This window comes from Streptomyces scopuliridis (assembly GCF_042790125.1).
Classification (GTDB): domain Bacteria; phylum Actinomycetota; class Actinomycetes; order Streptomycetales; family Streptomycetaceae; genus Streptomyces; species Streptomyces scopuliridis_A.
Genome location: NZ_JBHTZS010000003.1, coordinates 137,815 through 163,314 on the forward strand (window position 1 = coordinate 137,815; position 25,500 = coordinate 163,314).

20 protein-coding genes and 1 riboswitch are annotated in these 25,500 nt (G+C 72.0%); of the genes, 7 read left to right on the forward strand and 13 right to left on the reverse strand.

Features of this window, described 5'->3' with window-relative positions; translation table 11 throughout:
- Positions 1–98 precede the first annotated feature (98 nt).
- On the reverse strand, positions 99–797 hold the full coding sequence (locus ACFRKB_RS05250; protein WP_383103448.1) for an alpha/beta fold hydrolase: 699 nt from the start codon (positions 795–797) through the stop codon (positions 99–101).
- A gap of 219 nt (positions 798–1,016) precedes the next feature.
- Here ACFRKB_RS05250 and ACFRKB_RS05255 point away from each other — a divergent pair, with 219 nt between their 5' ends.
- The 3 genes from ACFRKB_RS05255 to ACFRKB_RS05265 all read left to right on the forward strand — a co-directional run bounded on the left by ACFRKB_RS05255 (position 1,017) and on the right by ACFRKB_RS05265 (position 4,196).
- A complete protein-coding gene (locus ACFRKB_RS05255; protein ID WP_365971696.1) occupies positions 1,017–1,286 on the forward strand; it encodes a hypothetical protein in 270 nt (89 codons plus the stop codon).
- Between the two features lie 159 nt (positions 1,287–1,445).
- Positions 1,446–2,636 (forward strand): thiolase family protein, encoded by a 1,191-nt coding sequence (locus tag ACFRKB_RS05260; protein ID WP_383103450.1) that lies wholly within the window; start codon positions 1,446–1,448, stop codon positions 2,634–2,636.
- 123 nt (positions 2,637–2,759) lie between these two features.
- Complete coding sequence (locus ACFRKB_RS05265; RefSeq protein ID WP_383103452.1) at positions 2,760–4,196, forward strand: aldehyde dehydrogenase family protein; 1,437 nt, start codon at positions 2,760–2,762, stop codon at positions 4,194–4,196.
- A 154-nt stretch (positions 4,197–4,350) separates the two neighbouring features.
- On the opposite strand, the gene trxA is transcribed toward ACFRKB_RS05265, so the two are convergent.
- Positions 4,351–4,740: a thioredoxin gene (gene trxA / locus ACFRKB_RS05270; protein ID WP_383103453.1), complete on the reverse strand. Its 390-nt coding sequence runs from the start codon at positions 4,738–4,740 to the stop codon at positions 4,351–4,353.
- Positions 4,741–4,869: 129 nt separating this feature from the next.
- Here trxA and ACFRKB_RS05275 point away from each other — a divergent pair, with 129 nt between their 5' ends.
- Complete coding sequence (locus ACFRKB_RS05275; RefSeq protein ID WP_383103455.1) at positions 4,870–6,309, forward strand: dihydrolipoyl dehydrogenase family protein; 1,440 nt, start codon at positions 4,870–4,872, stop codon at positions 6,307–6,309.
- 21 nt (positions 6,310–6,330) lie between these two features.
- On the opposite strand, the gene ACFRKB_RS05280 is transcribed toward ACFRKB_RS05275, so the two are convergent.
- Positions 6,331–7,488: an MFS transporter gene (locus tag ACFRKB_RS05280; RefSeq protein ID WP_383103456.1), complete on the reverse strand. Its 1,158-nt coding sequence runs from the start codon at positions 7,486–7,488 to the stop codon at positions 6,331–6,333.
- 59 nt (positions 7,489–7,547) lie between these two features.
- Here ACFRKB_RS05280 and ACFRKB_RS05285 point away from each other — a divergent pair, with 59 nt between their 5' ends.
- Both ACFRKB_RS05285 and ACFRKB_RS05290 read left to right on the forward strand, forming a co-directional pair.
- A complete protein-coding gene (locus tag ACFRKB_RS05285; protein WP_383103457.1) occupies positions 7,548–8,519 on the forward strand; it encodes an ArsR/SmtB family transcription factor in 972 nt (323 codons plus the stop codon).
- Between the two features lie 150 nt (positions 8,520–8,669).
- The gene (locus tag ACFRKB_RS05290; RefSeq protein WP_383103459.1) at positions 8,670–11,066 is read left to right on the forward strand and encodes an alpha-L-fucosidase; all 2,397 of its coding nucleotides are present in this window, start codon (positions 8,670–8,672) and stop codon (positions 11,064–11,066) included.
- A gap of 52 nt (positions 11,067–11,118) precedes the next feature.
- Here the strand turns inward: ACFRKB_RS05290 and ACFRKB_RS05295 are convergent, their stop codons facing one another.
- The 6 genes from ACFRKB_RS05295 to ACFRKB_RS05320 form a co-directional block, all read right to left on the reverse strand.
- A complete protein-coding gene (locus ACFRKB_RS05295; RefSeq protein WP_383103461.1) occupies positions 11,119–12,396 on the reverse strand; it encodes a YeeE/YedE family protein in 1,278 nt (425 codons plus the stop codon).
- Positions 12,397–12,729: 333 nt separating this feature from the next.
- Positions 12,730–14,094, reverse strand: a complete 1,365-nt coding sequence (locus tag ACFRKB_RS05300) for an MFS transporter (RefSeq protein WP_383103463.1) — start codon at positions 14,092–14,094, stop codon at positions 12,730–12,732.
- A 133-nt stretch (positions 14,095–14,227) separates the two neighbouring features.
- The gene (locus ACFRKB_RS05305) at positions 14,228–14,587 is read right to left on the reverse strand and encodes an ArsR/SmtB family transcription factor (protein WP_383103465.1); all 360 of its coding nucleotides are present in this window, start codon (positions 14,585–14,587) and stop codon (positions 14,228–14,230) included.
- Positions 14,588–14,709: 122 nt separating this feature from the next.
- Positions 14,710–17,043 carry a 5-methyltetrahydropteroyltriglutamate--homocysteine S-methyltransferase gene (metE, locus tag ACFRKB_RS05310; RefSeq protein WP_383103467.1) on the reverse strand — a complete coding sequence of 778 codons (2,334 nt, stop codon included), beginning with the start codon at positions 17,041–17,043 and terminating at the stop codon, positions 14,710–14,712.
- Between the two features lie 161 nt (positions 17,044–17,204).
- A riboswitch (cobalamin riboswitch) is annotated at positions 17,205–17,450 on the reverse strand.
- A 73-nt stretch (positions 17,451–17,523) separates the two neighbouring features.
- On the reverse strand, positions 17,524–18,009 hold the full coding sequence (locus tag ACFRKB_RS05315; protein ID WP_383103469.1) for a hypothetical protein: 486 nt from the start codon (positions 18,007–18,009) through the stop codon (positions 17,524–17,526).
- 14 nt (positions 18,010–18,023) lie between these two features.
- Positions 18,024–18,587 (reverse strand): COG4315 family predicted lipoprotein, encoded by a 564-nt coding sequence (locus tag ACFRKB_RS05320; RefSeq protein ID WP_383103471.1) that lies wholly within the window; start codon positions 18,585–18,587, stop codon positions 18,024–18,026.
- Between the two features lie 272 nt (positions 18,588–18,859).
- On the opposite strand from ACFRKB_RS05320, the gene ACFRKB_RS05325 reads away from it, so the two are divergent.
- A complete protein-coding gene (locus tag ACFRKB_RS05325) occupies positions 18,860–20,254 on the forward strand; it encodes an LCP family protein (protein WP_383103473.1) in 1,395 nt (464 codons plus the stop codon).
- Between the two features lie 69 nt (positions 20,255–20,323).
- On the opposite strand, the gene ACFRKB_RS05330 is transcribed toward ACFRKB_RS05325, so the two are convergent.
- The 4 genes from ACFRKB_RS05330 to ACFRKB_RS05345 form a co-directional block, all read right to left on the reverse strand.
- Positions 20,324–21,556: a serine hydrolase domain-containing protein gene (locus ACFRKB_RS05330; RefSeq protein ID WP_383103475.1), complete on the reverse strand. Its 1,233-nt coding sequence runs from the start codon at positions 21,554–21,556 to the stop codon at positions 20,324–20,326.
- Complete coding sequence (locus ACFRKB_RS05335) at positions 21,553–22,476, reverse strand: DUF6895 family protein (RefSeq protein WP_383103476.1); 924 nt, start codon at positions 22,474–22,476, stop codon at positions 21,553–21,555. Before ACFRKB_RS05335 ends, ACFRKB_RS05330 begins: the two co-directional genes overlap by 4 nt.
- A gap of 100 nt (positions 22,477–22,576) precedes the next feature.
- On the reverse strand, positions 22,577–23,314 hold the full coding sequence (locus ACFRKB_RS05340) for a hypothetical protein (RefSeq protein ID WP_383103478.1): 738 nt from the start codon (positions 23,312–23,314) through the stop codon (positions 22,577–22,579).
- A 305-nt stretch (positions 23,315–23,619) separates the two neighbouring features.
- The gene (locus tag ACFRKB_RS05345; protein ID WP_383103886.1) at positions 23,620–25,461 is read right to left on the reverse strand and encodes an APC family permease; all 1,842 of its coding nucleotides are present in this window, start codon (positions 25,459–25,461) and stop codon (positions 23,620–23,622) included.
- Positions 25,462–25,500: the final 39 nt, after the last annotated feature.

A 25,500-nucleotide genomic window follows, 5' to 3' on the forward strand; every position in this document is an offset into this window, starting at 1 on the left:
CTCCGCCGGGCGGGTCCCTTCCCCGGCCATGACGGGTCGCTGCCCGGGTCCCTGCCCAGGGTCCTTCCGGGGCCTCTTCCCGGGCCGGCAGGTCCGGGTCATATCCAGCCGTCCAGGGACGCCATGAACCCGTCGAAGTCATCACGGTGGATGGTGTGCCCGGCGCCCGCCACCGTACGGACCCGGAAGCCGCGCCGCTCCAACTCCGCCGCGTTCGCGGGCGAGATCATGGTGCTCGTCCCGGCGAGCTGCACGAGCGAGGGGACGACGGGCGCGGCCGGCAGCAGATCGGCGCCGAACGCCGGGGCGAGCCCGAACGCGGTGTTCTCGTCCCAGACCGCGAGGGTCTCCAGCTCCACGTCGATGTCCTCGCTCTCCCACCGGGGATTGAGCGCCGCGATGTCCTCACGTGACAGCTTCTTGGCGCGGGCGAGCGCCCGCGGACCGTCCAACTCCCCTTCGGTGCGCGGCAGACACCAGGCCGGGTCGGAGTAGACGGCGCGTCCCGGCGCCAGCCGCTCCACGGCGAGGGAGAGCGCGAGCCCGCCGAGGGAGTGGCCGATCGCCACCTCGGCGCCGGCCGGCAGCGTCTCCACGAGGTCGTCGGCGAAGAACTCCATGCTGTAGTCGCCCCGGGCGGTGGCGCCGTGGCCGCGCAGATCGACGGCGATCACACGCAGGCCGCGGGCCGCGAGGGCGGGACCGACGCGGCGCCAGGTGCGGTGGTCGGCCATGATGCCGTGGATGAGGAGCGCGACGCGGTCGCCCTCGCCCCAGGTACGGGTGTGGAGTCGCACAGTGCATGCCTTCCGGGATCTCGGTCGTGCTGTTCCGCTCTCGGGTGTATCGGTGTATCGGCGTACTCGCGTACCGGCGGGGCTGGTTCGGCCGTCCGCGGGACCTCGGCGGACCGCTCTGGAAAGATACCGGCCGCCATGCCCTGGTCAACCGGGCGGCCCGGCGGCCGATTCCCCCGCGACATGCGTCGCCGGGACGTCGTGGCTAGCGTCGGAGGTATGACTACGGTTCCGCCACGCTTCGAGATCCTGCTGGTCGCCGAGTTCACCGAGGGCGACGAGGGGCCGCCCACCGCGGCGAACGCCCTGCGCTCGGCGGTCGTCGAGGCGACGGGCGAAACGGGGGCCTCCGGTTATCCGCGCTACGCGGGCAGCGGCATGGAGGCCGATATCGACCCCGAGACCCGCACGGTGGAGGCCCTGCTGATCGACGGCTTCGAAGTGGACTACGGCCTGTCGGTCCGGGTGGTCGACGCTCCGGCCGTCTGAGTTCCCCGAGACCCACTGGACCGGACAGGACCTGGCGGTTGCCTGTCGGCGGAGACTCCGGCGGGGCTAAGGTGAACCACTGTTCACCAGGAACCGCACCCGCGCCGTCCCCCTGGCCCGCCGCGGGAGTGAAGTCGTGGGAGAGAAGCCGGAGATCCGATGACCATTCGCGACGTCTATGTCGTCGACGCCGTCCGCACCCCGATCGGCAGGTTCGGGGGTGCCCTCTCCTCCGTACGCCCCGACGATCTCGCCGCGCATGTGCTGAAAGCCCTGGTGGACCGCTCGCCGGAACTCGACCCGGCCCGGATCGACGACGTCGTGTTCGGGGACGCCAACGGCGCGGGCGAGGACAACCGCGATGTGGCGCGCATGGCCGTGCTGCTCGCCGGACTGCCGGTGTCCGTCCCGGGGGTGACCGTCAACCGGCTCTGCGGCTCCGGCCTCGAAGCGGTCATCCAGGCCGCCCGCGCGGTCGCGCTCGGTGACGCGTCCGTCGCCGTGGCGGGCGGGGTCGAGTCGATGTCCCGCGCCCCCTGGGTCCTCCAGAAGCCGGAGCGGGCTTTCCCCGCCGGCCATCAGCAGCTGTACTCGACCACCCTGGGCTGGCGCATGACCAACCCGGCGATGCCCACGGAGTGGACGGTTCCGCTGGGCGAGGGCGCCGAACTGATCGCGGACAAGCACACGATCACCCGGGAACAGCAGGACGCGTTCGCCCTCGCCAGCCACCGCAAGGCCGCCGGCGCCTGGGCCGCGGGCCTGTACGACGGCGAGGTCGTGCCGTACGACGGGGTGGACCTGGTCCGCGACGAATGCATCCGCGACAGCACCTCCATGGAGGCGCTCGCCAAGCTCAAGCCGTCCTTCCGTACGGACGGGACCGGGACCGTGACGGCCGGCAACGCCTCGCCCCTCAACGACGGCGCCGCCGCGCTGCTCCTCGTCGACGAGAGCGGGCTGCGCGAGACGGGCCGCGAACCGCTCGCCCGTATCCGGGCCTCCGCGGTCACCGGCGTCGAGCCGCAGCTGTTCGGCCTGGGCCCGGTCGAGGCGGTCCAGCGGGCCCTGGCCAAGGCCGGCCGTACGTTCGGCGATCTCACCACGTTCGAACTCAACGAGGCCTTCGCAGCCCAGTCGCTGGGCTGCCTCGCCGAATGGCCCGGACTCGATCCGGCCGTCGTCAACCCGCGCGGCGGCGCCATCGCGATCGGCCATCCGCTCGGCGCCTCCGGCGCCCGGCTGGCCGGATCCGTCGCCCACCAACTCGCCGCGGCGGGTTCGGGCACGGGCCTCGCCGCGCTCTGTATCGGTGTGGGCCAGGGCCTCGCGCTCGTGCTGGAACGCTGACAGGAGGCGGGGCCGCGTGCGTTGCGCCCCGCGTCCCGGCCCCGAGGGGGAAGCGTTCGACCGGCGCGTGCAGACCGTACGACTGTCCGTCCGTCCGACCAACCCACCGAGTGGAGCGCCTTCATGTCCTTACTCGACCCCAAGACATGGCAGCCCGTCGGGCTCTCGGGAGGTGACTCGGCCGTCGTCGAGCCCGCGACCGGCGACACCCTGGCCACGGTCGCACTCGCCTCGCCGGAGGATGTCACGGCCGCCTCGGAAGCGGCCGAGGCCGCGTGGAAGGCATGGTCGGACACGCCGTATCACGTCCGGGCCGGTGTGCTGCGCAGGGCCGGTGATCTGTTCACCGCGCACGCGGGCGAGCTGCGCGACTGGCTGATACGGGAGTCGGGATCCATCCCGGGCAAGGCGGACTTCGAACTGCATGTCGCCGCCCAGGAGTGCTACGAGGCGGCGGCCCTCGCCTCCCGGCCCACCGGGCAGGTGCTGCCCAGCGAGGAGCCGCGGCTCTCCTACACCCGGCGGGTCCCCGCGGGGGTGGTCGGGGTCATCGCACCGTTCAACGCCCCGGTGATCCTCTCCGTACGGTCCGTCGCACCGGCCCTGGCGCTCGGCAACGCGGTGCTGCTCAAGCCCGATCCGCGCACCGCGGTCTGCGGTGGTCTCGCGCTCGCCGCGGTCTTCGCCGAGGCGGGTCTGCCGGAGCGGCTGCTGCACATCCTGCCCGGAGGCGCGGAGACCGGACGGGCGCTGGTCACCGACGACCGGGTGCGGGTGATCTCCTTCACCGGTTCCACGGCCGCCGGGCGCGCGGTCGGGGAGGCCGCGGGCCGTCATCTCAAGCGAGCCCATCTGGAACTGGGCGGCAACTCCGCGCTCGTCGTGCTGGCCGACGCGGATGTCGGGGCCGCGGTGGAACAGGCCGTATGGGGATCGTTCTTCCACCAGGGCCAGATCTGTATGACCACCGGGCGGCATCTCGTCCATGCCTCGCTGTACGAGGAGTATGTCGAACGGCTCGCCGCCAAGGCCCAGTCGCTGACCGTCGGTGATCCGTACCGCGAGCGGGTCCAGCTCGGTCCGGTCATCGACGCGGGCCAACTGGCCAAGATCGACGCGCTGGTGGAGGCGAGCGCGGCGGCCGGCGCCAGGGTCGCCGCGGGCGGCACCCACCAGGGTCTCTTCTACCGTCCGACCGTGCTCGCGGGGGCCGGCGACCATACGCCCGCCTATACGGAGGAGGTTTTCGGGCCGGTGGCGCCCGTACGGTCCTTCGCGACCCTCGACGAGGCGGCGGCGCTCGCCTCCGCGGGCCCGTACGGACTCTCCCTGGGCATCGTCACCCGCGACACGGCCCTCGCTCTGGAGCTGGCGGACCGTATCCCCACCGGTATCGCCCATATCAACGACCAGACGGTCAATGACGAGGCGGTCGCCCCCTTCGGCGGCGTCGCCGCGTCGGGCACGGGCGCGCGGTTCGGCGGCGAGGCCGATCTGGAGGCCTTCACCGAGCTGCGCTGGACGACCGTACGGCGCGAACCGGCGAGGCACGCGTGGTAGCCGCACCTGTGGTGGCGGCACACGTGGTGGAGCCACGTGTGGTGGAGGCACGTGTGGTGGAGGCACGTGTCGCGAACGGCGGAGCGCCCCGGCGGGATACCGCCCCGGGGGCGCTCCTGGTCACTGTGCGCCGTCGGTCACCGGGCGGCTCCGGTCACTGCGCGGCTCCGCCGTTCTTGGCCTTCGCCTCGGCCTCGGCCACCGACTTGCGTACCTCGTCCATGTCCAGCGCGCGTGCCTGGCCGATCACATCCTCCAGGGCGGTCTCGGGCAGCGCGCCGGGCTGGGCGAACACCGCGACATTGTCCCGGACGATCATCAGCGTCGGAATCGAACGGATCTCGAAAGCGGCGGCCAGCTCCTGCTGAGCCTCCGTGTCGACCTTGGCGAAGACCAGGTCCTCGTGGCGCTCCGAGGCCTTCTCGTAGACCGGGGCGAACTGGCGGCACGGACCGCACCAGGAAGCCCAGAAGTCGATCAGGATGAAGTCGTTCTCCGACACCGTCCGGTCGAAGTTCTCCTTGGTGAGTTCCACAGTGGCCATTGCCTGATACCTCTTCCTGACTCTCCGGGTTGCGGCGCCTGCGACAACGGTGTGGGTCATCGCCGTATTCCTGGCCCCTGCCCGAAGATCGTGTGGCCATGCGACCGGCCGCACACCAGACTGGCCCCTATGACGCATGCCACGGAAACTTTGGAGTACGACGTTGTGGTGCTGGGAGCGGGGCCGGTCGGCGAGAATGTCGCCGACCGGGCCAGGGCGGCCGGGCTGAGCACGGCGGTCGTCGAGAGCGAGCTGGTCGGCGGCGAGTGCTCGTACTGGGCCTGTATGCCCAGCAAGGCCCTGCTCCGCCCGGCGATCACGCGCGCCGACGCCCGGCGCGTGCCGGGGGTGAGCCAGGCCGTGCGGGGACCGCTGGACACCGAGGCCGTGCTCGCCCACCGCGACGAGTTCACCGCGCACTGGAAGGACGACGGCCAGGTCGCGTGGCTCGTCGGGACCGGTGCCGATGTCTACCGTGGTCATGGCCGGCTGGACGGCGAGAAGAGGGTCGCCGTCACGGGCCCCGACGGCGACACCCGGGTACTGATCGCCCGCCACGCCGTGGCCGTGTGCACGGGCAGCCGGGCCGTACTGCCCGATCTCCCGGGCCTCGCCGGTGTCAAGCCCTGGACCAGCCGCGAGGCGACCAGCTCCGCGCGGGTCCCGGGACGGCTCGTGGTCGTCGGCGGGGGAGTGGTGGGCGTGGAGATGGCCACCGCCTGGCGGGCGCTCGGCTCCGACGTCACGCTGCTGGTCCGCGGTGACCGCCTGCTGCCGAGGCTGGAGTCCTTCGCCGGTGAACTGGTCGCCGAGTCACTGACGGAGGCGGGTGCCACGGTCCGTACGGGCGCCTCGGTCAGCGCGGTCGAGCGCGACGGCGCGACGGGACCCGTGACCGTGACGCTGGCGGGCGGCGAGCGCGTCGAGTGCGACGAGGTCCTCTTCGCCACCGGCCGCGCCCCGCGCACGGACGACGTCGGTCTCGCGTCCGTCGGTCTGGAACCGGGCTCCTGGCTGACCGTCGACGACAGCTGCCGGGTCGAGGGCAGCGACTGGCTCTACGGGGTCGGGGACGTCAACCACCGTGCCCTGCTCACTCATCAGGGCAAGTACCAGGCCCGGATCGCGGGAGCCGCCATCGTGGCGAGGGCCCAGGGCGTGCCGGCCCTGGACACCGGACCCTGGGGCATCCACGCCGCCACCGCCGACCATGCCGCCGTCCCCCAGGTCGTCTTCACCGAGCCGGAAGTCGGCGCCGTGGGCCTCACCCTCGCCGAGGCCGAAGGGGCGGGCCACCGCGTCCGCGCGGTCGACTACGACCTGGCCGGCGTCGCGGGCGCGTCCCTCTACGCCGACGGCTACCGCGGCCGGGCGCGCATGATCGTCGACCTGGACCGCGAGATCCTGCGGGGCGTCACCTTCACCGGCCCGGCCGTCGGCGAGCTGCTCCACTCCGCCACGATCGCGGTCGTCGGCGAGGTGCCGATCGACCGTCTGTGGCACGCCGTTCCGTCCTACCCGACGATCAGCGAGGTGTGGCTGCGACTGCTGGAGACGTACCGGGGATGATTCCCGCCCGGCCGGTTCGCCTCATCCGCGCCGCGGGGGCCCCGCCAGGGCCAGGGTGACCGCGAGGGATGCCGTCGCCGTCAGTGCCATCGCCGTCGCGGGCGAGGTGTGCTGGGCGACGGCTCCCGCGAGCGCCGCGCCCACGCCCTGCATGGTGAGCATGCCGGAGGTGTGCAACCCGAGGGCGTGGCCGCTCAGTTCCTCGGGTGTCAGGGCCATCAGCCGCTCCTGGAGCAGGAGATTCGACGCGTAACCGACCGAGGCGAGCACGACGGCGGCCACCGCGAGCGGCGGCGCCGGGTGCAGGGCGAAGAGCAGGTACGGGGCGGCGAGCAGCAGGCACAGGGGTGTGCCGAGCCGTCCGTGCCACCGCCGGGGGACGAACCGGCCGACGGCGATGTCCCCGGCCAGCATCCCGACCGCCGCGACGGCGAAGAGGAATCCCGCGTGGCGGGGCGCGTAGGGGATGAACAGCGATTCGCAGCCGACGATCAGCCCGTTCGGCACCCAGAGGGCGAGATACACCCGGCGCCGGGGCGCGAAGGACAGCAGCCGGACGTTGTTCCGCCAGGTCTCGCCCACCGAAGGACGCCCGGCGGCGCGCGCCGGGCGCCGGACCAGACCGTACCGGGCGACGGCGGCCGACACGAGATACAGGACGGCGCCGGCGAGCAGTGTGCCGCGCGGCGACAGCGCGGTCACCAGCACACCGCCGGCGGCGAACCCGCAGATCTGCGTGGCGCCGGCGGACAGATTGAGCAGGGAGCGGCCGAGCAGATAACCCTCCCTGGTGAGGATCTCGTTGAGCAGCCCGTAGCGCACCCCGCCGACCGGCGAGGCGATCGTCCCGAGCCCCAGAAGGACCGCGAAGGCGGTCCACACGGGCAGGCCAGGGACGGCCTGGAGGGCGGTGCCGAGGGCGAAGAGCAGCCCCGTGCCCGTCAGTGCCGCGCGCGGCGGCAGCCGGTCGGCCGCCGACAGCAGGGTGGTCGCGCCCGCCACGTGGGCAAAGGACGGGCCGAACATGGCGAGCCCCGAGAGCAACGGCGAGCCGGTCTCCGCGTAGATCAGTGTGCCCAGGGCCGGCCCGCTCACCGCCTGGGCCGCCGTCTGTCCGGCGGAGGCCAGAAAGAATGGGGTGAACTCCGGTGTCCGGAACAGATCGTGATAGGTGCGCATGGCCGGAGTCTCAGCGGCCCCCTCGTCGGAGCGTTACTGTTTCGCGGGGAGGCGAAACGATGGGGTGCTGGCTGGTCAGCGCGGATACGCTCGCGGCGAGCCGCTTCGTCGTATCCCCGCTCGCCGAGACCATCGCGAGCCTGAAGACCCTGGAGCGGGCCACCGCCTCGCACCCCGGCGAGCGTGCCTGGCTCGACGCGTATCTGCCCGCCTACCGGGAGCGGTTGGCCGACGACCCGGTCACCGCGCCGCTCGTACGGGCCGGGCTGGGGCGCGGCTGGAACGCGACCTTCCTCACCCCCACGCCGACGGGCGAGGGCGAGCAGACGTTCACCGACGAGCTGGCACGGATCCGGGAGACCCCCGCCGAGACGGCCCGCGCCGATCTGGCCGAAGCCCTGGCAGGACCGCTCCCCGCCCGGCTGCGCCGGTCCGATCTGCCGGCCCGCGCCGCCGATCTGCTGGGGTGGGTGTGGACGGAGACGGTTCTGCCCCACTGGTCCCGGCGCCGGGGCATCATCGAGGCCGATGTCATCGCGCGGACAGGGCAGTTGAGCCGGGGCGGCTGGACCGCCGCCCTGGACGGCCTGCGCCCGGGAATGCGCTGGCTGGGCGAGGGCCGGCTGCGGATCAACGCGTACGACTATCCCCAACTGGAGCTGTCCGGGGCGCGGTTGATGTTCGTCCCGGTCACCCCCGGCCGGGGCTGGGTCTCCTGGGACACGGCGCACCGGTACGCCGTGGTGTACCCGTGCTCGGGCGCGCTGGCCGAGCCGGACCGGGCGCCGGTGCCGGAGACCCTGGGCGCGTTGCTCGGTACGGCGCGGGCGGGCGTCCTCGTCCTCCTGGACACGCCGAAGAGCACCACGCAGCTGGTGGCGCTGACCGGGCAGGGGCTGGGCTCGGTGGGCCGCCATCTCAAGGTCCTGCTCGACGCGGGCCTGGTCAGGCGCCGGCGTACCGGGCGGTCCGTGCTCTATTACCGCACGGACGCCGGGCAGGTCCTGATGGATGCCCAACGGCACGAGTGAGGCCCCGCCCGACAGGGACGCCTTCCGGGGCGTGTCCCTCGCGCCTCCATCATGACCCCTGATTCATCCGATGGATACGGGTGGGACACGAGAATCTGGTCCTGAAAGGAGCATTGACAGGTTCTTGTCATGCTTCAATCATCGGATCTCATGACGGAATTTCCCAGACGCCATGTACTCGGAATGACGGCAGGAGCGGCCATCGGCGCCGCTCTGGTCCACCCGGCCACGGCCGACGCGAGTCCGCGCATCACGCTGCCGGGGACGGAAGCAGGGACGGGAACGGGGACCGAAACGGGGACGGATACGGAAGGGGGCGGCGGCGACTGGGGCACGGTCCCGGCCGCTCTCCCCGTCCCCCTGGAGCGGTGGTTCGACAACGACGGCATCGACACCGCGACCGCCCGCGGCGGGAACTTCGACGGCTCCGGCTACACCTTCCCCGGCGAGGAACTCCCCGCCGGGGAGGTGGAGATCGACGGACTGGCCTATCTCTTCCCGGCCGCCACGGCAGGAGCGAAGAACAACATCGTCGCTCTCGGGCAGCGCCTCGAACTGCCCCCGGGCCGCTACCTGTCGGGCCACCTCCTGGCCGTGAGCAGTTACGGCGAGACGTCCGGAGAGGCCACCGTCCACTACGCGGACGGCACCACCTCGACGGCCGCGCTCGGCGGCCCCGACTGGTACGGGGGCAAGGGCGCCCTCGTCGCCCCGTACCGCTACGGCCCCACCGGCGCCAAGGACCCGCACCAGGTCGTGATCGCCGCCTCCACGGTACCCATCGACCCGGGCAGGGAGGCGGTGGCCCTCACCCTGCCGGTCACCCGCCCCGCCGAGGCGAACTCCTCCTCGCTGCACATCTTCGCGCTCTCCCTCCAACCCGCCGTCGAGGGGCGGGCGGTGGCGCTCCGTGGCGCCCACTCGACGACCTCCTCGCTGGACCACGGCGCACAGAGCGTCGAGGCCACCGTCGTCAACGCGGGGACGGTGGGCATCCTCGCCGCCGACGGGCTCAGCCTCTCCGTGGACGTCCCCGGCGCCCGTACGGTCGCGCCGGCCCGCGTCCCCCGGCTCGCTCCCGGTGACGAGACCCGCGTACGTATCGGTATCCGCCCCGGCCCCGGCACCGCGCCGGGGACCAGCAGGGAGGGCAGGATCGTCGCCCACGGCCGGGGCCAACAGGCCGCCGAGGTACGGCGCCCGCTCACCCTCGGAGTGCCCGACTTCCTGCCCACCGACGACTCCCTGAACACCCATCAGGCGCCGTACTGGTTCCAGGACGCGAAGTTCGGCGTCTTCATCCACTGGGGGGTCTACTCCGTGCCCGCGTGGGCGCCGGTCGGGGTCCAGTACGCCGAGTGGTACTGGTCCCAGATGCAGGACCCCGGGAACCCGACGTACGCGTACCACCGCCGGACCTACGGCGAGTCGTTCGCCTACGACGACTTCATCCCGCTCTTCCGCGCCGAGCGGTTCGATCCGCGCTCCTGGGTCGAGTTGTTCCGCGACGCCGGCGCCCAGTACCACGTCCTGACCTCCAAGCACCATGAGGGATTCGCCCTCTGGGACACCAAGGTCTCCGACCGCAACTCCGTGAAGATGGGCCCGAAGCGCGATCTGATCAGGGAACTCTTCGACGCCTCCCGCCGCTACACACCGGAGCTGCACCGCGGTCTGTACTTCTCGATGCCGGAGTGGTTCAACCCCGACCACCCCTGGCAGGGCCACGCGCCGCGCAATCCGTACACCCTCGAACCCGTCCCGTACACCGGCCATTTCCCGGGACAGGACTACATCAAGGGCCTCCAGGCCCCGCAGATGCTGGAGCTGATCGAGGGGTACGACCCCGAGATCCTCTGGTGCGACATCGGCGGCGACAACGACAGCCATCGCGTCCTGGCGGAGTACTTCAACCACGCCAAGAACCGGGCACGCCCCATCGAGGTGACCGTCAACAACCGCTCGGGCATCGGTCCGCACGACTTCACCACGCCGGAGTACACCACGTACGACTCGGTCGTCACGGCGAAGTGGGAGGCCAGCCGGGGGCTCGACCCGCGCTCGTACGGCTACAACCAGGCCACTCCCGACGACAAGTACATGACCACCGAGGAGGTCATCCACTCCCTCGTCGACATCGTCTCCAAGAACGGGAACTTCCTGCTCGACATCGGCCCCCGGGCCGACGGCACGATCCCGGAGATCATGGAGCGCAGGCTCCGCGAGACCGGGGAGTGGCTGAAGGTCAACGGCGAGGCCATCTACGGCAGTACGTACTGGGCCAGGATGGCGCAGCTCGGCGAGGACCTGCGCTTCACGGTCCGGCCGGAGAAGGCGTTCTACATCCACTCGCTCACCCGGCCGGGCGGCACCCTCACGGTCGAGGCTCCGGTGCCCGTCAGGCCCGGGGACCGGGTGACCCTGCTCGGTCACGACCGGCCGCTGAGCTGGCGTACGACCGGCGGCAAGCTGGTCGTCGACGTACCGTCGGCGGCGCGCGCGTCCGGGCGTCATGTGTGGGTGTTCAAGGTCGACTGGCGGTCCTGAGACCGTGAGGGGGGCGGGAGCCGGCTCCCGCCCCCCTCCACCGGACAGGTGCTCAGCAGATACCGTCCCCCGGCTTGGGATTGCTCAGCGCGAACAGCGGACGCAGCCTCAGGCCTGCCCAGGTGCCGAGGATCGCGACGGCACCCCAGATCCAGCCGTGCAGACTGCCCGACGCGATGCCCGCCAGATAGGCACCGATATTGCAGCCGCCGGCCAGCCGGGCGCCGATACCCATCAGCACACCGCCCAGCACCGCGGCGACGGCGGTGCGCCACGGTACGCCGCGATGGAGCGTCCAGGTGCCGCCGAGCGCCGCCGCCACCGCCGCGCCGATCATGATGCCGAGGTCGGTCAGGCTGTTCTTGTCGGCGAGCACCGGACCCGCCAGCATCTCGGCGTTCCTGGGCTGCTGCCAGAACGTCCAGGTCTCCGGGTGCCCGCCGAGGGCGCGTACCAGCTCGGAACCCCAGAGGCTGAACGCGCTGGTGACGCCCCAGGCGCCGCCGGATACCAGCAGCACCCCGGCGCCCAGCACGGACAGCACCAGGGCGCCGGCGGCCAGCGGCCAGGAGCCGCGCAGCACCCGTGCGGCGGCGCCCCGCGCGGACGGTACGGGGCCGGTCGGCGGCGGGTTGCGGCGGGCCTGGACCCGTCGCGAGACGAGCACGATGAGCGCGAGCGCCAGCATGGTCACGGCCCAGGAGCCGAACCAGCCGATATGGTCGGCCATGACAACGGGCTCGAACGCGGGCAGGTCCTTCCAGAGGCCGAACTGCCAGGCGGCGAGGGTCGAACCGGCGATGAAGCCACCGAGGGTGAGCACGATCGACGACTGCCCGGAACCGACCGCGAACAGGGTGCCGGAGGCGCAGGCGCCGCCGAGCTGCATGCCCACGGCGAACAGGAACGAACCGGCCAGCAGCCCCACGCCCAGGGTCCCCGCCGACGGTGCGGGCACCGAACCGAAGAGACCGGTGCCGGTGCCGATCAGCAGCGCGAACAGGGTCGCCGTGGTCCCGAGCAGCAGGGTGTGGGCGCGCAGTCCGGTGCCGTTGCCGACGGCGACGAGCTGCCGCCAGGCGGAGGTGAAGCCGAAGCGCGAGTGGAAGAGGGCCACGCCGAGACCGAGGCCGAGCAGCAGGAGCACACCGGGCCGGGCCCCGTGGGCGGACCACACATAGCCGGTCAGTGCCACGGCGATCAGCGCGGACACGACGAGCGGCACCCGGCGCACGGGCGGCGCGGGCGGAGCCTCGGGACGGGGTACGGAGGTGGGGGAGGGGGCGAGCAGGGCGGCGGACTTCGTCGCCTCCACGGGCGGTGCGGTCATGACGGGGTCTCCGGGTCCGGGGTACGGGAGGGGCCAAGGTGCCGGGTGGGGCCGCCGACGGCCGGAGCGGCAGACGTCCGACGTCCGACGTCCGACGTGCTGCGAAGACGGGTGCTACGGCTACGGCTTCGGCGGCGACCGGTTCAGCGACGACAGGCTGTGCGGCGACAGAGGCCGTCGTCGACACACCACGCCGAGTTCGCGAAGAGCGCGAGACAGAGGAGGCGAGCGGGTGCGGACATGCGTACGAGCATAAGGGCCGGTTTCCGCCTTGTGGACCGGCGTCTCGCCATACGGTCGGGACGCATCCGGGCGGGACCCGCCGGAGTTGCCTCAGATCTCGGCGGAGGTCCGCGCCGCTGTGGGCCAGCGCGTGTGGAGGGTGTCGATTCGGTAGTCGTGGCCGTGCCACCACCCGGCGTGGGTGGCCACCGCGTCCCGTACATGCGGGTGCCCGGCGGGGAGTGCGCTGTGCACATGGCCGAGACGGTCGAGGTCCACGCGCGGCCAGAGGGCCACCGCGGCGACCGCGGCGGCCAGCGCGATCCCGGCCAGCGCTCCGGCCGCCAGGGGCAGGCCCGCCCACACGGCCAGCGATCCCGCCAGCGGATACGTGACCAGCCAGCAGCCGTGGGACAGCGAGAACCGCGCGGCGAACGCGGCCGGGAGATCGGCGGCCGTGGCGGAGCGCCGCAGCAGGCGTCCGCTCGGGGTGAGCACCACGGACGAGGCGGCGCCCAGCAGGGTCCATGCGGCGAGCAGAGCAGGCCATGCCCACCGGCCGGGCGCGACGGCCGTGCCCAGCGCGAGCGCGGCCAGCACGCCCGGCAGCACGAACGCCGCGGGCAGCATCACCGTACGGTCGCGGGCCCGGTCGAGCAGCCGGGGCAGCAGCAGGGCGGCGGCCATGGACCCGCCGCCGAAGGCGCCCAGCGCCAACGAGACGTCGCTGGCGCTCCGGTGGAGGCTGTCGCGCACCAGTACCACCGTATTGACGGTGACCATGGCGCCACCCGCGGCGACCGCGAGATCGAGGCACAGCAGCGCTCGCAGTCTGGGGGTGGCGAAGAACAGCCGGGCCCCGGAGAACACCTTCGCGCGGCCGCTCGCCGTGCGTTCCACCGGCGCGGGTCCCGGCAGCAGTACGGAGACCACCAGCGCGGCCGAGGCCAGGAAACCCAGCGCGGTGCCCGCGAACAGCCAGTTGTAGGAGATCACGGTCAGCAGCGCGGCGGCCAGCGCCGGACTGAACAGACTCTCCAGGTCGTACGCCAGCCGTGAGAGCGACAGAGCCCGTGTGTAGTCGCGCTCCTCGGGCAGCAGCCGGGGAATCGTCGCCTGGAACGCCGGTGTGAAGGCCGCCGAGGCGCACTGCAGCAGAAAGATCAGGACATAGACCTGCCACACCTGGGTGACGAAGGGCAGCGAGAACGCGACACCGGCGCGGATCAGATCCATCGACACCAGCAGCGCGCGGCGCGGAATCCGGTCGGTGAAGGCACCGATGACCGGCGCGATGCCCACGTACGCGACCATCTTGATGGCCAGGGCCGTCCCGAGGACGACGGACGCGTCCGCGCCCGCCAGATCGTAGGCCAGCAGGCTCAGCGCGACCGTCGCGAGCCCGGTTCCCACGAGCGCGACGACCTGGGCCGTGAACAGATGCCGATAGGTGCGGTCGCGCAGCACAGCGAGCATTCGACTGTCCTTGGCCGGGGTCGGGTGCGTCCTCCCAATCTAATGCACATGTGCGCATCCATGCACGCGTTGGGTTCGGTGAACCACCGGATGAACCACCGGGTGAACCACCGCCGGAGGACGCCGGGACAGCTCAGTCGTGCCAAGGTTCGCCGGTGACCTGGTGGTTGGCGTGGCTGATCGCCTCCACCACCAGCCGGCGCAGATGCCCGTCCGTGAGCGCGTAGACGACATGACGGCCGTCCTTGCGCGACCGCACCAGTTCCGCCAGCCGCAACTTGGCCAGATGCTGGCTCACCGCGGGCCGCGCCGCCCCGCACGAGGCCGCCAGCGCGGTCACATCGGACTCACCGCGGGTCAGCAGCCACACCAGATGCAGTCGGGTGGGGTCGGCGAGCAGTGCGAAGACCGACGCCGCCGCGGCCAGCTCGGAGGCGCCGGGCGTGTGTTGATGCGCATTGTTCGCTGTTGAGGATCCATGGCGTCCGGGCATGCGCTTATCGTAGGCGCGGCTCCCGGAACGCTTCCGGCCGCGGTCGCGGGATCCGCTGCCCACGGCGCCCACGGCGCCCGCCACTCCCTGACTGAGGAGGGCGGGGCCGCGGGCACGGTGTGTTAGGGCTTCGCCGGGACCGGGTCGGCAAGCGTGCCCCGGACCTCCCGGGCCGCCGCGACCAGGTTCTCCAGCGCGGCACCGACCTCCGGCCGGCCACGGGTCTTCAGCCCGCAGTCGGGGTTGACCCAGAGCCGTTCGGCCGGCACCGCCTCAAGCCCCTTGCGCAGCAGGCCCGCCACCTCCCCGGCGGAGGGGACCCGGGGCGAGTGGATGTCGTACACCCCCGGGCCGACCTCGCGCGGATAGCCCGCCGCGGCCAGCTCGTCGGCGACCCGCATATGGGAGCGCGCGGCCTCCAGACTGATCACATCCGCGTCCAGAGCCTCGATCGCCGGAAGGATGTCGCCGAACTCCGCGTAGCACATATGGGTATGGATCTGCGTGTCCGCGCGGACCCCGCTCGTGGTGATACGGAACGCCTCGGTCGCCCAGCCGAGATACGACTCGTGGTCGCGGGCGCGCAGGGGCAGCGTCTCGCGCAGCGCGGGCTCGTCCACCTGGATCACGGAAGTGCCCGCGCTCTCCAGGTCGCCGACCTCGTCGCGCAGCGCGAAAGCGACCTGTCGCGCCGTATCGGCGAGCGGCTGGTCGTCCCGTACGAACGACCACGCCAGCATGGTGACCGGGCCGGTCAGCATGCCCTTGACCGGCCGGCCGGTGAGGGACTGCGCGAATGTCGTCCAGCGCACCGTCATCGGGGCGGGGCGCGAGACGTCCCCGGCGAGGATCGGCGGCCGGACATAGCGGGTGCCGTACGACTGGACCCAGCCGTGCCGGGTGGTGAGATACCCCGTCAGCCGCTCGGCGAAGTACTGCACCATGTCGTTGCGTTCGGGCTCGCCGTGCACCAGGACATCGATGCCGGTCTCCTCCTGGAACGAGACGACCTCACGGATCTCGGCCTCGATGCGCTTGTCGTACTCCGCCACGTCGATACGTCCGGCCCGCAGATCGGCGCGGGCCGTACGCAACTCCGTGGTCTGCGGGAACGAGCCGATCGTCGTCGTCGGCAGCACCGGCAGCCCCAGGTGGGCGCGCTGGGCCACCGCCCGTTCCTCGTACGGCCGGGAACGGCGGGCGTCCGCGTCCGTGACGGCGGAGGCCCGCGCGCGTACGGCCGGATCGTGGGCGAGCGCGGATCCCGCCCTCGACGCCAGGCCGGCGCGATTCGCGGCGAGTTCGGCCCTGATGGCGCCGGTGCCCCGGGCGAGGCCGTGGGCCAGGACGACGATCTCCTCGGTCTTCTGCCGGGCGAAGGCGAGCCAGCGGGCGATCCCCGGATCGATGTCGCGCTCGGCCGTGACATCCAGTGGGACGTGCAGCAGGGAGCAGGAGGACGTCACATCGACCTGCCCGGCGAGGCCGAGGAGCGTACCGAGGACCTTCAGGGACTTCTCGAAGTCGTTGATCCAGACGTTGCGGCCGTTGACCACACCCGCGAGGAGCCGTTTGCCGGGCAGCCCGCCGACCGCCGCCAGCTCATCGAGATTCGCGGCGGCGGAGCCGGTGAAGTCCAGCCCGAGCCCCTCGACGGGGGACTTGGCCAGTACGGACAGAGCCGCGCCGAGCCGGTCGAAGTACGAGGCGACCAGCAGCTTCGGCCGGTCGGTGAGGGCACCCAGATCCCGGTAGGCGCGGCTCGCGGCGTTCAGCTCGGCCAGGGAGCGGTCCGCCACCAGCGCGGGCTCGTCCAGCTGGACCCACTCGGCGCCCGCCGCGCGCAGATCGGCGAGCACCTCCGCGTACACGGGCAGCAGCCGGTCCAGCAGTGTCAGCGGCTCGAAGCCGGGGGCGGCCCCCGGGGCCGGCTTCGCCAGCAGAAGATAGGTGACCGGGCCGACCAGCACCGGACGCGCGGTCAGACCGAGGGCGAGGGCCTCCCGGAACTCGGCGACCTGCTTGCCGGAATCGGCGCTGAAGACGGTGTCGGGCCCCAGCTCCGGCACCAGATAGTGGTAGTTGGTGTCGAACCACTTGGTCATCTCCAGCGGCGTCACCTCCCGCGTACCGCGAGCCATCGCGAAGTACCCGTCCAGGGCATCGGTTTCGACGGCGGCGCGGTGCCTGGCGGGGATCGCCCCGACCATGACGCTGGTGTCCAGGACATGGTCGTAGTACGAGAAGTCACCGGTCGGCACCTCGTGGACGCCGGCGTCGGCGAGCCGGCGCCAGGTGGCGCGGCGCAGATCGGCCGCGGTGTCCCGGAGGGCGTCGGCGCTGATCCGGCCCTTCCAGTAGCCCTCGACGGCCTTCTTCAGTTCCCTGTTCGGGCCCTGACGGGGGTAGCCGTACACGGTGGCCCGTGGTGCCGCGGCTGCGGACTTCGTGGTCAAGGGACTCTCCTTCGCGAGTGTGTCTCCCAAGATCCCGGCGACGGATCACGGGCGCGAAGAGGTGAACAGATCAGGCGGTCCACGGCGCTCCGCCACCGCGGGTGCCCGCCCGATATGTACGCCGACCCGCCCTCGAGGTCACCGAGATCTCCGCGCGCACCGGTGGCGCGCGGGCAGTGGCAGGTCTTCGGACTCGCGGGCGCGTCCCGTACCCGTACGCGCGCAGCACGCGCGTACCGACAGGGACCCCTACTGGCCGTCGCTTCCCGGGTCCGGCTCGGACCCAGTGCTGATGACGGCGGTCGTTCCCACTCACCGCTGCGGGGCAGTCCCGGATTTCCACCGGGTTCCCTCTTACGACGCGCCTGCCCGGCCGGCAGGGCGAACCAACTGCACGAGCCACCTTAGGCGCTGGAGCCGGTCACCGACAGCACGGTCCGCATTCCGGCCGGCCGATGCCCCTGACCCGTGGGCCCGCCATCAGGTCCGGCGGGCGCGCCGGCCCGCGCGGCGACGGCCGCGGTGGCGCTGCGCCCAGGGATGGGTGATCAGCAGGAAGGCCGTCGCGACCACGGCGATCGCCTCGGCGACGACGGTGAGCTTCTTGTCACCGAACCAGATGGGCTCGTACATGTTCGGGATCGGGCCCAGCTGACCGACGTCGACATAGCGGTAGATCAGCAGCAGCGCCAGACCGCCGGCCGCCACGCTCCACGCGAAGAGATCCCCGGGCAGCCGCTGCCAGACCAGCACGAGCAGCGCCGCGAGCGACGCCAGGCCGGCCTCGATACGGAACAGGTCGCCCTGGCTGATGCTCGCGGCGACCACGTCGTACTGGGGGGCCAGATGGGCGTGGAGATAGGCGTCCCAGGCGAGCCCCGCCGCGGCCAGCAGCCGGGCCGCTCCCCGCAGCAGACGGAGAGTCCGGCCGGAACCCGAGCGGACGCCGGAGGGCGCTGAGGACATCACTGCTCCCGGGGTTAGTAACCGCCGCCGGTGTTCTGCTGCGGAGTGGTGTTCTTCTTGCCTGAGGTGCCGAGGACGTACCAGGTGTTGTGGAACGAGACATCGCCCTGGCCGTTGGTGTCACCGGGCTTGTGGTCGCCCGTGAACCGGTACAGGGGGTGGCCGTTGTAGGTGGCCTGCTTCGCCCCGTTGTCGCGGGTGGTGGTGGAGAGCAGGTTCCCCTTCACCCCGCCGGTGCCCGCCTCGGGTTTTCCGGTGACGATCAGGGGCGGCCAGATCTTCACGCAGTCACCCGTACAGGTGGACTTGTTCCGCTTGTCCGCCTCGAAGAGATAGAGGGTCCGCGCTTCCCCGTCGACCAGGATCTTTCCGAGCGACGTGGACCTCGCGGACACCTTGCTGACAGCCGTGGCGGAAGGGGACGGACGCGCCGAGGCGGCGGCGGAGGCCGCCGCGAGATCCTCGGGCGCGCCGGACTTCTTCGCCGGCGCACCGCTCCCGCCCGAACATCCCGCGACCGCCGCCGTACACAGCAGGGCCACGGCCATCGCGGTGGCACGCCTGGTGTTGGTCCGCATCGGGGCTCCTCGGATCCGGCCGCTCCACGGGCGGCGAGCCGCCCGCCCGGTCACGGCGGTACCACCCACTACACGCCACGCCCGGGCACCGGGCCACCGGACAGAGCCGTCCGAAGGTACGCGGCGAGACGCGCGCCGACAGGAAGATGCCCCCGCACGGCCGTGCCCAGCGGGCCGGGTCCGCTGTTCACCACAGGGGAGTCCGACGGCGCACCGCTCCGATCCGGGCTCGGGGGCCGATCCCCATCCTCGTCCGAAAGGGGCCTGACGCCGTGAACGCAGCATCCATGAGCCCGAGGGGCCGTCCCGCGCCCTCACCGCGCGGCCGGCCGAGCCGGCGGGACCAGTACCGCCGGGCCGGCCGCTGGTTCGCGCTGACCACCGCCGCCCTGGTGCTGGGCACGGCCGCGGCGGGCGGCTGGTTCTACTCCGATCTGAGCGGAAACATTCATGGCGCCGGCGTGGACGACGCCCTCGGCGACAACCGGCCCGGAGCCGCCCAGGGCGGTGAGAACGTTCTGATCATCGGCTCCGACAGCCGCGAGGGGACGGACGGAGCCTTCGGCAGGAACCTGACCACCATGCAGTCGGACACTCTGATGCTGCTGCACATCAGCGGCAGCGGCGAGTGGGCCAGCGTGGTGTCGTTCCCCCGTGACTCCTGGGTACGGATCCCCGCGTGCCGCCAGGGCAACGGCGCCGTCTCCGCCCCCCATCATTTCAAGATCAACGAAGCGTTCGCGATCGGCGGTTCCACCGGCGACACCGCCAACGCCGCCGCCTGCGCCATCAAGACCGTCGAACAGAACACCCGTGTCCGGGTGGACCACTTCATGATCGTGGACTTCCGGGGGTTCACCGGCATGGTCAACGCCCTCGGCGGCGTCGAGGTCTGCCCCCCGCTGCCCATCCACGACAGGAAGGCCCACCTCGACCTCCCGGCGGGGTGCCAGACGGTGAAGGACGCCCAGGCCCTCGGTTACGTACGCGCCCGCTACAGCCTCGGCGACGGAACGGACATCGGCCGGATCGGCCGCCAGCAGGAGTTCATGCGCGCCCTCGCCGCCAAGGCCAGGGCGCAGCTGTACCAACCGCGGGCGCTGTACGGATTCCTCGACTCGGCCACCGAGTCACTGACCACCGACCCCGAACTCGCCGGCCTCAAACCCCTCTACGATCTGGCCTCCGGCATCAGACGCATGCCCGCCGAACGGATCACGTTCCTCACCGTCCCCCACTACCCCCGGGCCAGGGACGTCCCCGGCGACACGGCCAATGTCGTCTGGAACCCGCCCGCCGCCCAGCAGTTGTTCAACGCCCTCATCCATGACCGGGAGATGACCAGGGACCGACTGCTGAAGGCGGCGGAGCAGTTGCCTCCGGCGGCCGGCACCGTTCGGGTCACCGTTCTCAACGGCACCGATGTCCCCGGCAAGGCCCGCGAGACCGCCGAACGGCTGCGCGGACTCGGCTTCCGGATCACCGCGACCGGCAACGCCCCCGCCCCGGCCGGGCAGAGCACGCTCACCTACCCCGAGGGCTTCGCGGAACAGGCCCGGTCCCTGGCCGCGAGACTCCCCGGCCTCGACCCCGTGCCCGCCGAGCGGACCACGCCCGGCACGCTGACCCTCACCATCGGCCCCGATCTGCCCGATGTCACGGGGTGACCCGCGACTTCGCCGCCCCGACCCGGTGGAGAGGGAGATGCCGTGCGGCCGTGCGGGCCGGACGGCCCGTCAGACGGGCCGCGCCAGTGACAGCAGCGCGTCGTACGCGCTCTGGATGAATGTCTGGCCGGCCGTCGGGCTCGTATTCGTCAGCGCGACCAGGGCGGTGCGGTGGCGCGGACTGAAACCGGCGAAGGCGCTGAAACCACGGGTGCCGCCGGAGTGGTGGTAGACATCGCCGTCCGGCCGGAGACGGATATTCCAGATCAGCGCCAGCCGCTTGCCGCCGCCGCGCAGGGCGAGCCGGGGCCGGACCACATCCACCAGCGCCGTACGCAACGTGACGGGCAAAGGCACCGTCCCGGACACAGGCACCGGCACCGGCGCCGATGGACCGGACCCGGAGGGGACGTCCGGCGCGGTGTCCAGTACCGCGTCGAGGAGGCCCAGCAGATCGCGCGCGCTGGACCGGACCGCGCCGGCCCCCGCGAGCCCGGGGATCAGCCACGGCGGCCGGGCGCGGCCGTGCCAGTAGCCGGTGGCCTGCGGCAGGTCGGGCCCGCAGCTGGTACGGCTCAGCCCGAGCGGGCCGAGCACCCGGGCCGCGAGGAGGTCCCCGTACCCCAGCCGGCCGCCGGGCGCGGCGCGGGTGAGGAGATGACCGAGCAGCCCCACACCGAAGTTGGAGTACCGCACGCGCTCGCCGGGGCGGGCGTGCGGACGGGTCCCCGCCAGGGCCCGCAGCAGATCGGCGGTGGCGAAATGGGCGTACGGATTGGAGAACCAGTCGGCCGCCGCGTTGCCGAGAAGCCCCGGGGGCAGCCGGGGCAGCCCCGAGGTATGGGTGGCCAGATGGAGCGGGGTGATGGCACCGCCGCGCGGCCGGGGAAGGGCCTCCGGTGGCAGGAACCGGGCCAGGGGATCCCCGTACGCCAGCTCGCCCCGGGCCACCTGCTCGGCGAGCAGCAGCGCCGTGAAGCACTTCGTGAGTGAACCGATCTCGAACCGGGTGTCGGCCGTGACCGGGATCCCGCCGTGGTGCGAGGTGCTGCCGTACGTCACGATGGCCCGCCGGCCGCCCTGGCGGAGCGCGACCGCGACCGCGCCGGTACGTGGCGCCGCCGCCCTGATGGCGTCGGCGGGACGGCGTGCCCAGTCGGGCGGGCGCGGACCGCCGTCGGCGTCCGCCCTGTACAGCGCGGCCCCGCCCGCCCCGGTCGTCCCCGCGCTCGGCGTTCCCACGGCCTCTTCCGGCCGCGCCGTCCCGGTCGTCTCCTCCGCCCCCGCCGCGCCCAGCGTCACGAGCGAACGCCGAGGGCACGGGAGACGGCGAGGGTCCCGGCGACCGCCGCGACCACGGTGGTGTGGTGGTGCGCGGCGAAGCGTTCCGCGGGATCGTCGCCGACGGGGTGGCCGTCACGGGGCATCAGCCCGTCCTCGTGCTGGAGCGCGGCCAGCCGCTCCCACTCCGCCGGATCGCGGCGCGGCTCGGGGAGACAGTTGCTGACGATCAACAGCTCGGCCACCAGATCCCATTCGCCGATCTCGGCCCAGATGTCGATCCAGGCGGGCAGCCAGCGGGCGAGGTACTGGGCGACATCGCCCGGCAGCCCCGAGGGCAGCCGGCCCCAGTCGGTGAGATGGAAGACGGTGTGCGTCATGCAGTAGGCGGTCATCCAGTCGATGAGCCAGGGCTCCGGGCACGCGCCCAGCCAGGTGGCGCGGGAGAGCGCGGCCCAGTCGGTGGCCAGGCCGCCCTGGTCGAATCCGCTGATCCGGGCCGCGTTGGCGACGGCGAGGCGCCGGTTCTGCAGCATCTCCGCCGCCCGCGCCGAACGCAGCGAGGTGGTGTGTGCCAGCAGCCGGTCCAGTGCTTCATGGCGGTAGTCGCAGCGGGCGAAGTGGGCGTACGTCTCCAGAGGGTCGGTCATCATCGGATAGCGCAGCAGCCGCTCGTGGAGCATGGCGCCGCCCCCGAGCTGCTTCCAGCTGAAGTCCAGCAGCTCGCGGGCGAGCCGTAGTTCGGCGGAGCCGGCCACGCCCTCGCGCAGGACGAGCGAGGCGGCGAGCGCGGTCTCGCCCAGCGGTTTGTACACGGTGTCGGGCTCGGCGAGCTCGGCGGTGGTGTCGGGCGGCAGGGCGCCGTGCTCCCGCTGGGTATGGAGCCAGGTCAGCGCCTGGGAGGCGATTCGGTGAGCGGCTTCTGTGACGGGCATGGCCATCGGGTCTCGGTCCGATCGGGGTGCTAGTGCGGGATCCGGGTGGCTGGTACGGGCGATCAGCGGAGGGGCAGGGGAGGATTCGAAGGCCGGGGCCCCGGGTTCAAAGAGCGATCAGACGGCGGGAGATCGCCGTATCCAGCGCGAGCCGGTCCCCGCCGGCCAGCAGGCCGATGTGCTCCACCAGCGGTCCCGCGTCGAGCGGCAGTCTCACCCTCTCCGCACGCAGCCAGGCCAGCCAGCGTGCGATCCGCGCGGCGGTGGGGTAGTCCCGGCGCAGTACGGCACGGGTCGCCCCACGCGCCAGCGCCAGCGGTGATCTGCGGGCGGCGTCATGCACCGGACCGTCCAGACCCGGCAGCGCCAGCGTGGACAGCTGTCCCATCCTGACGGACCATTCGGCCCATCCCGCCGCGTCGTCGGCCGGCGCGGCGTCCGCCGGGAGCGTCGGCCGAGGCGCCGTCAGCCGCGCGCCGTCACGGCCCGTGAGCACGGTGAGCAGAGTGACGGTGCCCCAGTCGCGCCAGGCCATCAGCCATGGGCCCTCGGGTCCGGCGGGCGGCGGGGGCGGCACGTCCCGCGCGGGCGGCAGCGCCGAGAACGCCCGGGCGATGGCCGCCGCGTCCTCGGGGTGGAGCGGGGCACCCGCCAGCACGACGGGGGCGAAGGTATCGGCGCCGAGGATCCGGACGGCGGCCAGCGCGGCCCCGGGGTCCTGAGCGCTCTCGACATGGGCGGCGACCATGGCCGTGCCCTCGGTGCCCCGCAGGGCACCGAGGGCACGTCGTGCCAGGCCGGCCGCTGATTCCTGATAAGCCGTCCGCGACCGGTCCTGGTTCACAGGCCCTTCGGCTCCTTCGGCTCCTTCGGGGAGAGAAGCGCCAGCAGGAGCAGCACGCCGGCCGCTTCCGGCGCATAGACGGGAGCGTCGCTGAAGGGTGCCTCGGGTTCTGCCATCGCCATAGTCAACGTGTGGTGGTCCGGAGTGATTTCTCTCGGCCGGACGGTCTGAGAAAGCATCGATGGGCTCCTCATGTAGATGCCTCATGCCCTGTCTGGGCAATGCACCGCCCACGCTAAGTGACCTGGAACAAACCGGCCAATTGGGATGGTATGGGTCATTCCTGTACCTGGAAATGAGGTCGTCTAGACATGGAACGGAACGGTCGTCACCACGATCTTCGGGAGGGACCGGAGCGCCCGCCGCAGCCGTCCCGCCAGCGGGCTGTGGAGCGGCCGGTGCCACCAGTGCCGTTCGACGATCTCCGGCAGGATCACCGTGATGGTCAGATCGGGGCGCTGACGGTGCAGCGATTCGAGATAGCCGATGAGCGGTGCCACCGTAGCCCGATAGGGGGAGATGACGATCCGCAGCGGAAGATGGTCGCCCCACAGCAGCCAGGCCTCACGGAACCGCTCGGCGTCCTCGTCGCTGGGGCTGACATGCAGCACGAGCAGGGGTTGCTGGAGTGAGGCGGCGTACGCCAGCGTCCGCATGCTCGCCTGATGCAGCGCCTCGACCGGGACGACCGAGAGATGACGGATCTCCTCCGGTGTCTCCTCGGTCTCCTGGTACTCCGTCCCGGCCGACGGGGCCCCGGCGCCGGCCGGGGGCTCCGGGCACGGCAGTGGCGTGATCATACGGCCGGGGACCTCGACCGTCTGGGGGTGCAGCCGCAGCGCCTCCGCGACCTTCTCGTAATGACGCCGGATCCGCGTCGTCACCAGCAGGAACAGGGCGACGGTGAGAATCGCCAGCCATGCTCCCTCGGTGAATTTGGTGATTCCGGCGGTGATGAAGACCACCGCGGAGAGCAGCGCGCCGGTGGCGTTGAAACAGAGGCTCTTGCGCCAGTGCCGGTCGCGCTTGCGCCACCAGTGCATCACCATCCCGCTCTGCGAGAGGGTGAAGGCGAGGAACACCCCGACGGCGTACAGCGGAATCAGCAGGGCCGTCTTCCCGTCGAACGCGACGTAGACGCACACCGCCGCCACGGAGAGCGCGATGATCCCGTTGCTGAAGGCCAGCCGGTCGCCAAGTCGCAGAAAGATCCGTGGCGCGTGGTTGTCGCGGGCCAGCAGGAACAGCACCCGGGGGAAGTCGTTGTAGGCCGTGTTCGCCGCGAGCAGGAGCACCAGCGCGGTCGCCGCCTGCGTGAAGACGTACATGGGGCCCGAACCGAAGCTGCGGTGGGCCAGTTGGGACAGCACCGTCTCCTGCGACTGCGGAATCACACCCTCCAGATAGACCATCGCCATCGTGCCGGCGAACAGCGCGATGAGCAGCCCGATCATCCAGGACAGAGTCGTGCGCGCGTTGCGCCAGGAGACGGGTTTGAAGGCGGGCACCGCGTTCGAGATCGCCTCGATACCGGTCATCGCCGTCGATCCCGAGGCGAAGGAGCGCATCACCAGCAGCAGGCCGACACCCTCGACCGCGTGCAGCGGCGGGTTCGGAACGGGCTCGAAGTTCCGGCCGGCCGCGTCGTACACCCCGACGGCGACCAGCGCGGCGATGGCGATGATGAAGGCGTAGGTGGGCGCGGCGAACAGCGCTCCGGCCTGCCGTACCCCCCGCAGATTCCCCGCCAGCAGTACGGCGATGACCAGCACCCCGATCAGCACGGTGTCACCGGCCAGTTGGGGGATCGCGGAGGTGACCGCCGCGATCCCCGAGGAGACCGAGACGGCGACGGTCAGGACGTAGTCCGTCATCAGACCGGCCGCCGCCACCAGACCGGCCACCCGTCCCAGATTGTCCGTGGCGACGATGTACGAGCCGCCCCCCTGTGGATACGCCCGGATCGTCTGACGGTACGACAGCCCGACCGCCAGCATCAGAAAGACGATCGCGAGGGCCACCGGCACCGAGTACGCGAGCCCCGCCGTACCCGCGAGCACCAGAACCGCCAGCAGCGCCTCGGGGCCGTACGCCACCGACGACAGCGCGTCGGCGGAGAGCACGGGCAGCGCGATCAGTTTGCGCATCCGCTCCCGCGCGATGGCCGTGCTCCTCAGCGGCGCCCC

Coding starts and splice junctions, on each gene's coding strand:
- ACFRKB_RS05295 (WP_383103461.1), bottom strand. CDS start 12,396: ATGACCGCACCGCCCGTGGAGGCGACGAAGTCCGCCGCCCTGCTCGCC.
- ACFRKB_RS05275 (WP_383103455.1), top strand. CDS start 4,870: ATGACGCATGCCACGGAAACTTTGGAGTACGACGTTGTGGTGCTGGGA.
- ACFRKB_RS05345 (WP_383103886.1), bottom strand. CDS start 25,461: ATGCGCAAACTGATCGCGCTGCCCGTGCTCTCCGCCGACGCGCTGTCG.
- ACFRKB_RS05320 (WP_383103471.1), bottom strand. CDS start 18,587: ATGCGGACCAACACCAGGCGTGCCACCGCGATGGCCGTGGCCCTGCTG.
- ACFRKB_RS05280 (WP_383103456.1), bottom strand. CDS start 7,488: ATGCGCACCTATCACGATCTGTTCCGGACACCGGAGTTCACCCCATTC.
- ACFRKB_RS05260 (WP_383103450.1), top strand. CDS start 1,446: ATGACCATTCGCGACGTCTATGTCGTCGACGCCGTCCGCACCCCGATC.
- ACFRKB_RS05315 (WP_383103469.1), bottom strand. CDS start 18,009: ATGTCCTCAGCGCCCTCCGGCGTCCGCTCGGGTTCCGGCCGGACTCTC.
- ACFRKB_RS05305 (WP_383103465.1), bottom strand. CDS start 14,587: ATGCCCGGACGCCATGGATCCTCAACAGCGAACAATGCGCATCAACAC.
- ACFRKB_RS05335 (WP_383103476.1), bottom strand. CDS start 22,476: ATGGCCATGCCCGTCACAGAAGCCGCTCACCGAATCGCCTCCCAGGCG.
- ACFRKB_RS05255 (WP_365971696.1), top strand. CDS start 1,017: ATGACTACGGTTCCGCCACGCTTCGAGATCCTGCTGGTCGCCGAGTTC.
- trxA (WP_383103453.1), bottom strand. CDS start 4,740: ATGGCCACTGTGGAACTCACCAAGGAGAACTTCGACCGGACGGTGTCG.
- ACFRKB_RS05300 (WP_383103463.1), bottom strand. CDS start 14,094: ATGCTCGCTGTGCTGCGCGACCGCACCTATCGGCATCTGTTCACGGCC.
- ACFRKB_RS05265 (WP_383103452.1), top strand. CDS start 2,760: ATGTCCTTACTCGACCCCAAGACATGGCAGCCCGTCGGGCTCTCGGGA.
- ACFRKB_RS05285 (WP_383103457.1), top strand. CDS start 7,548: ATGGGGTGCTGGCTGGTCAGCGCGGATACGCTCGCGGCGAGCCGCTTC.
- ACFRKB_RS05290 (WP_383103459.1), top strand. CDS start 8,670: ATGACGGAATTTCCCAGACGCCATGTACTCGGAATGACGGCAGGAGCG.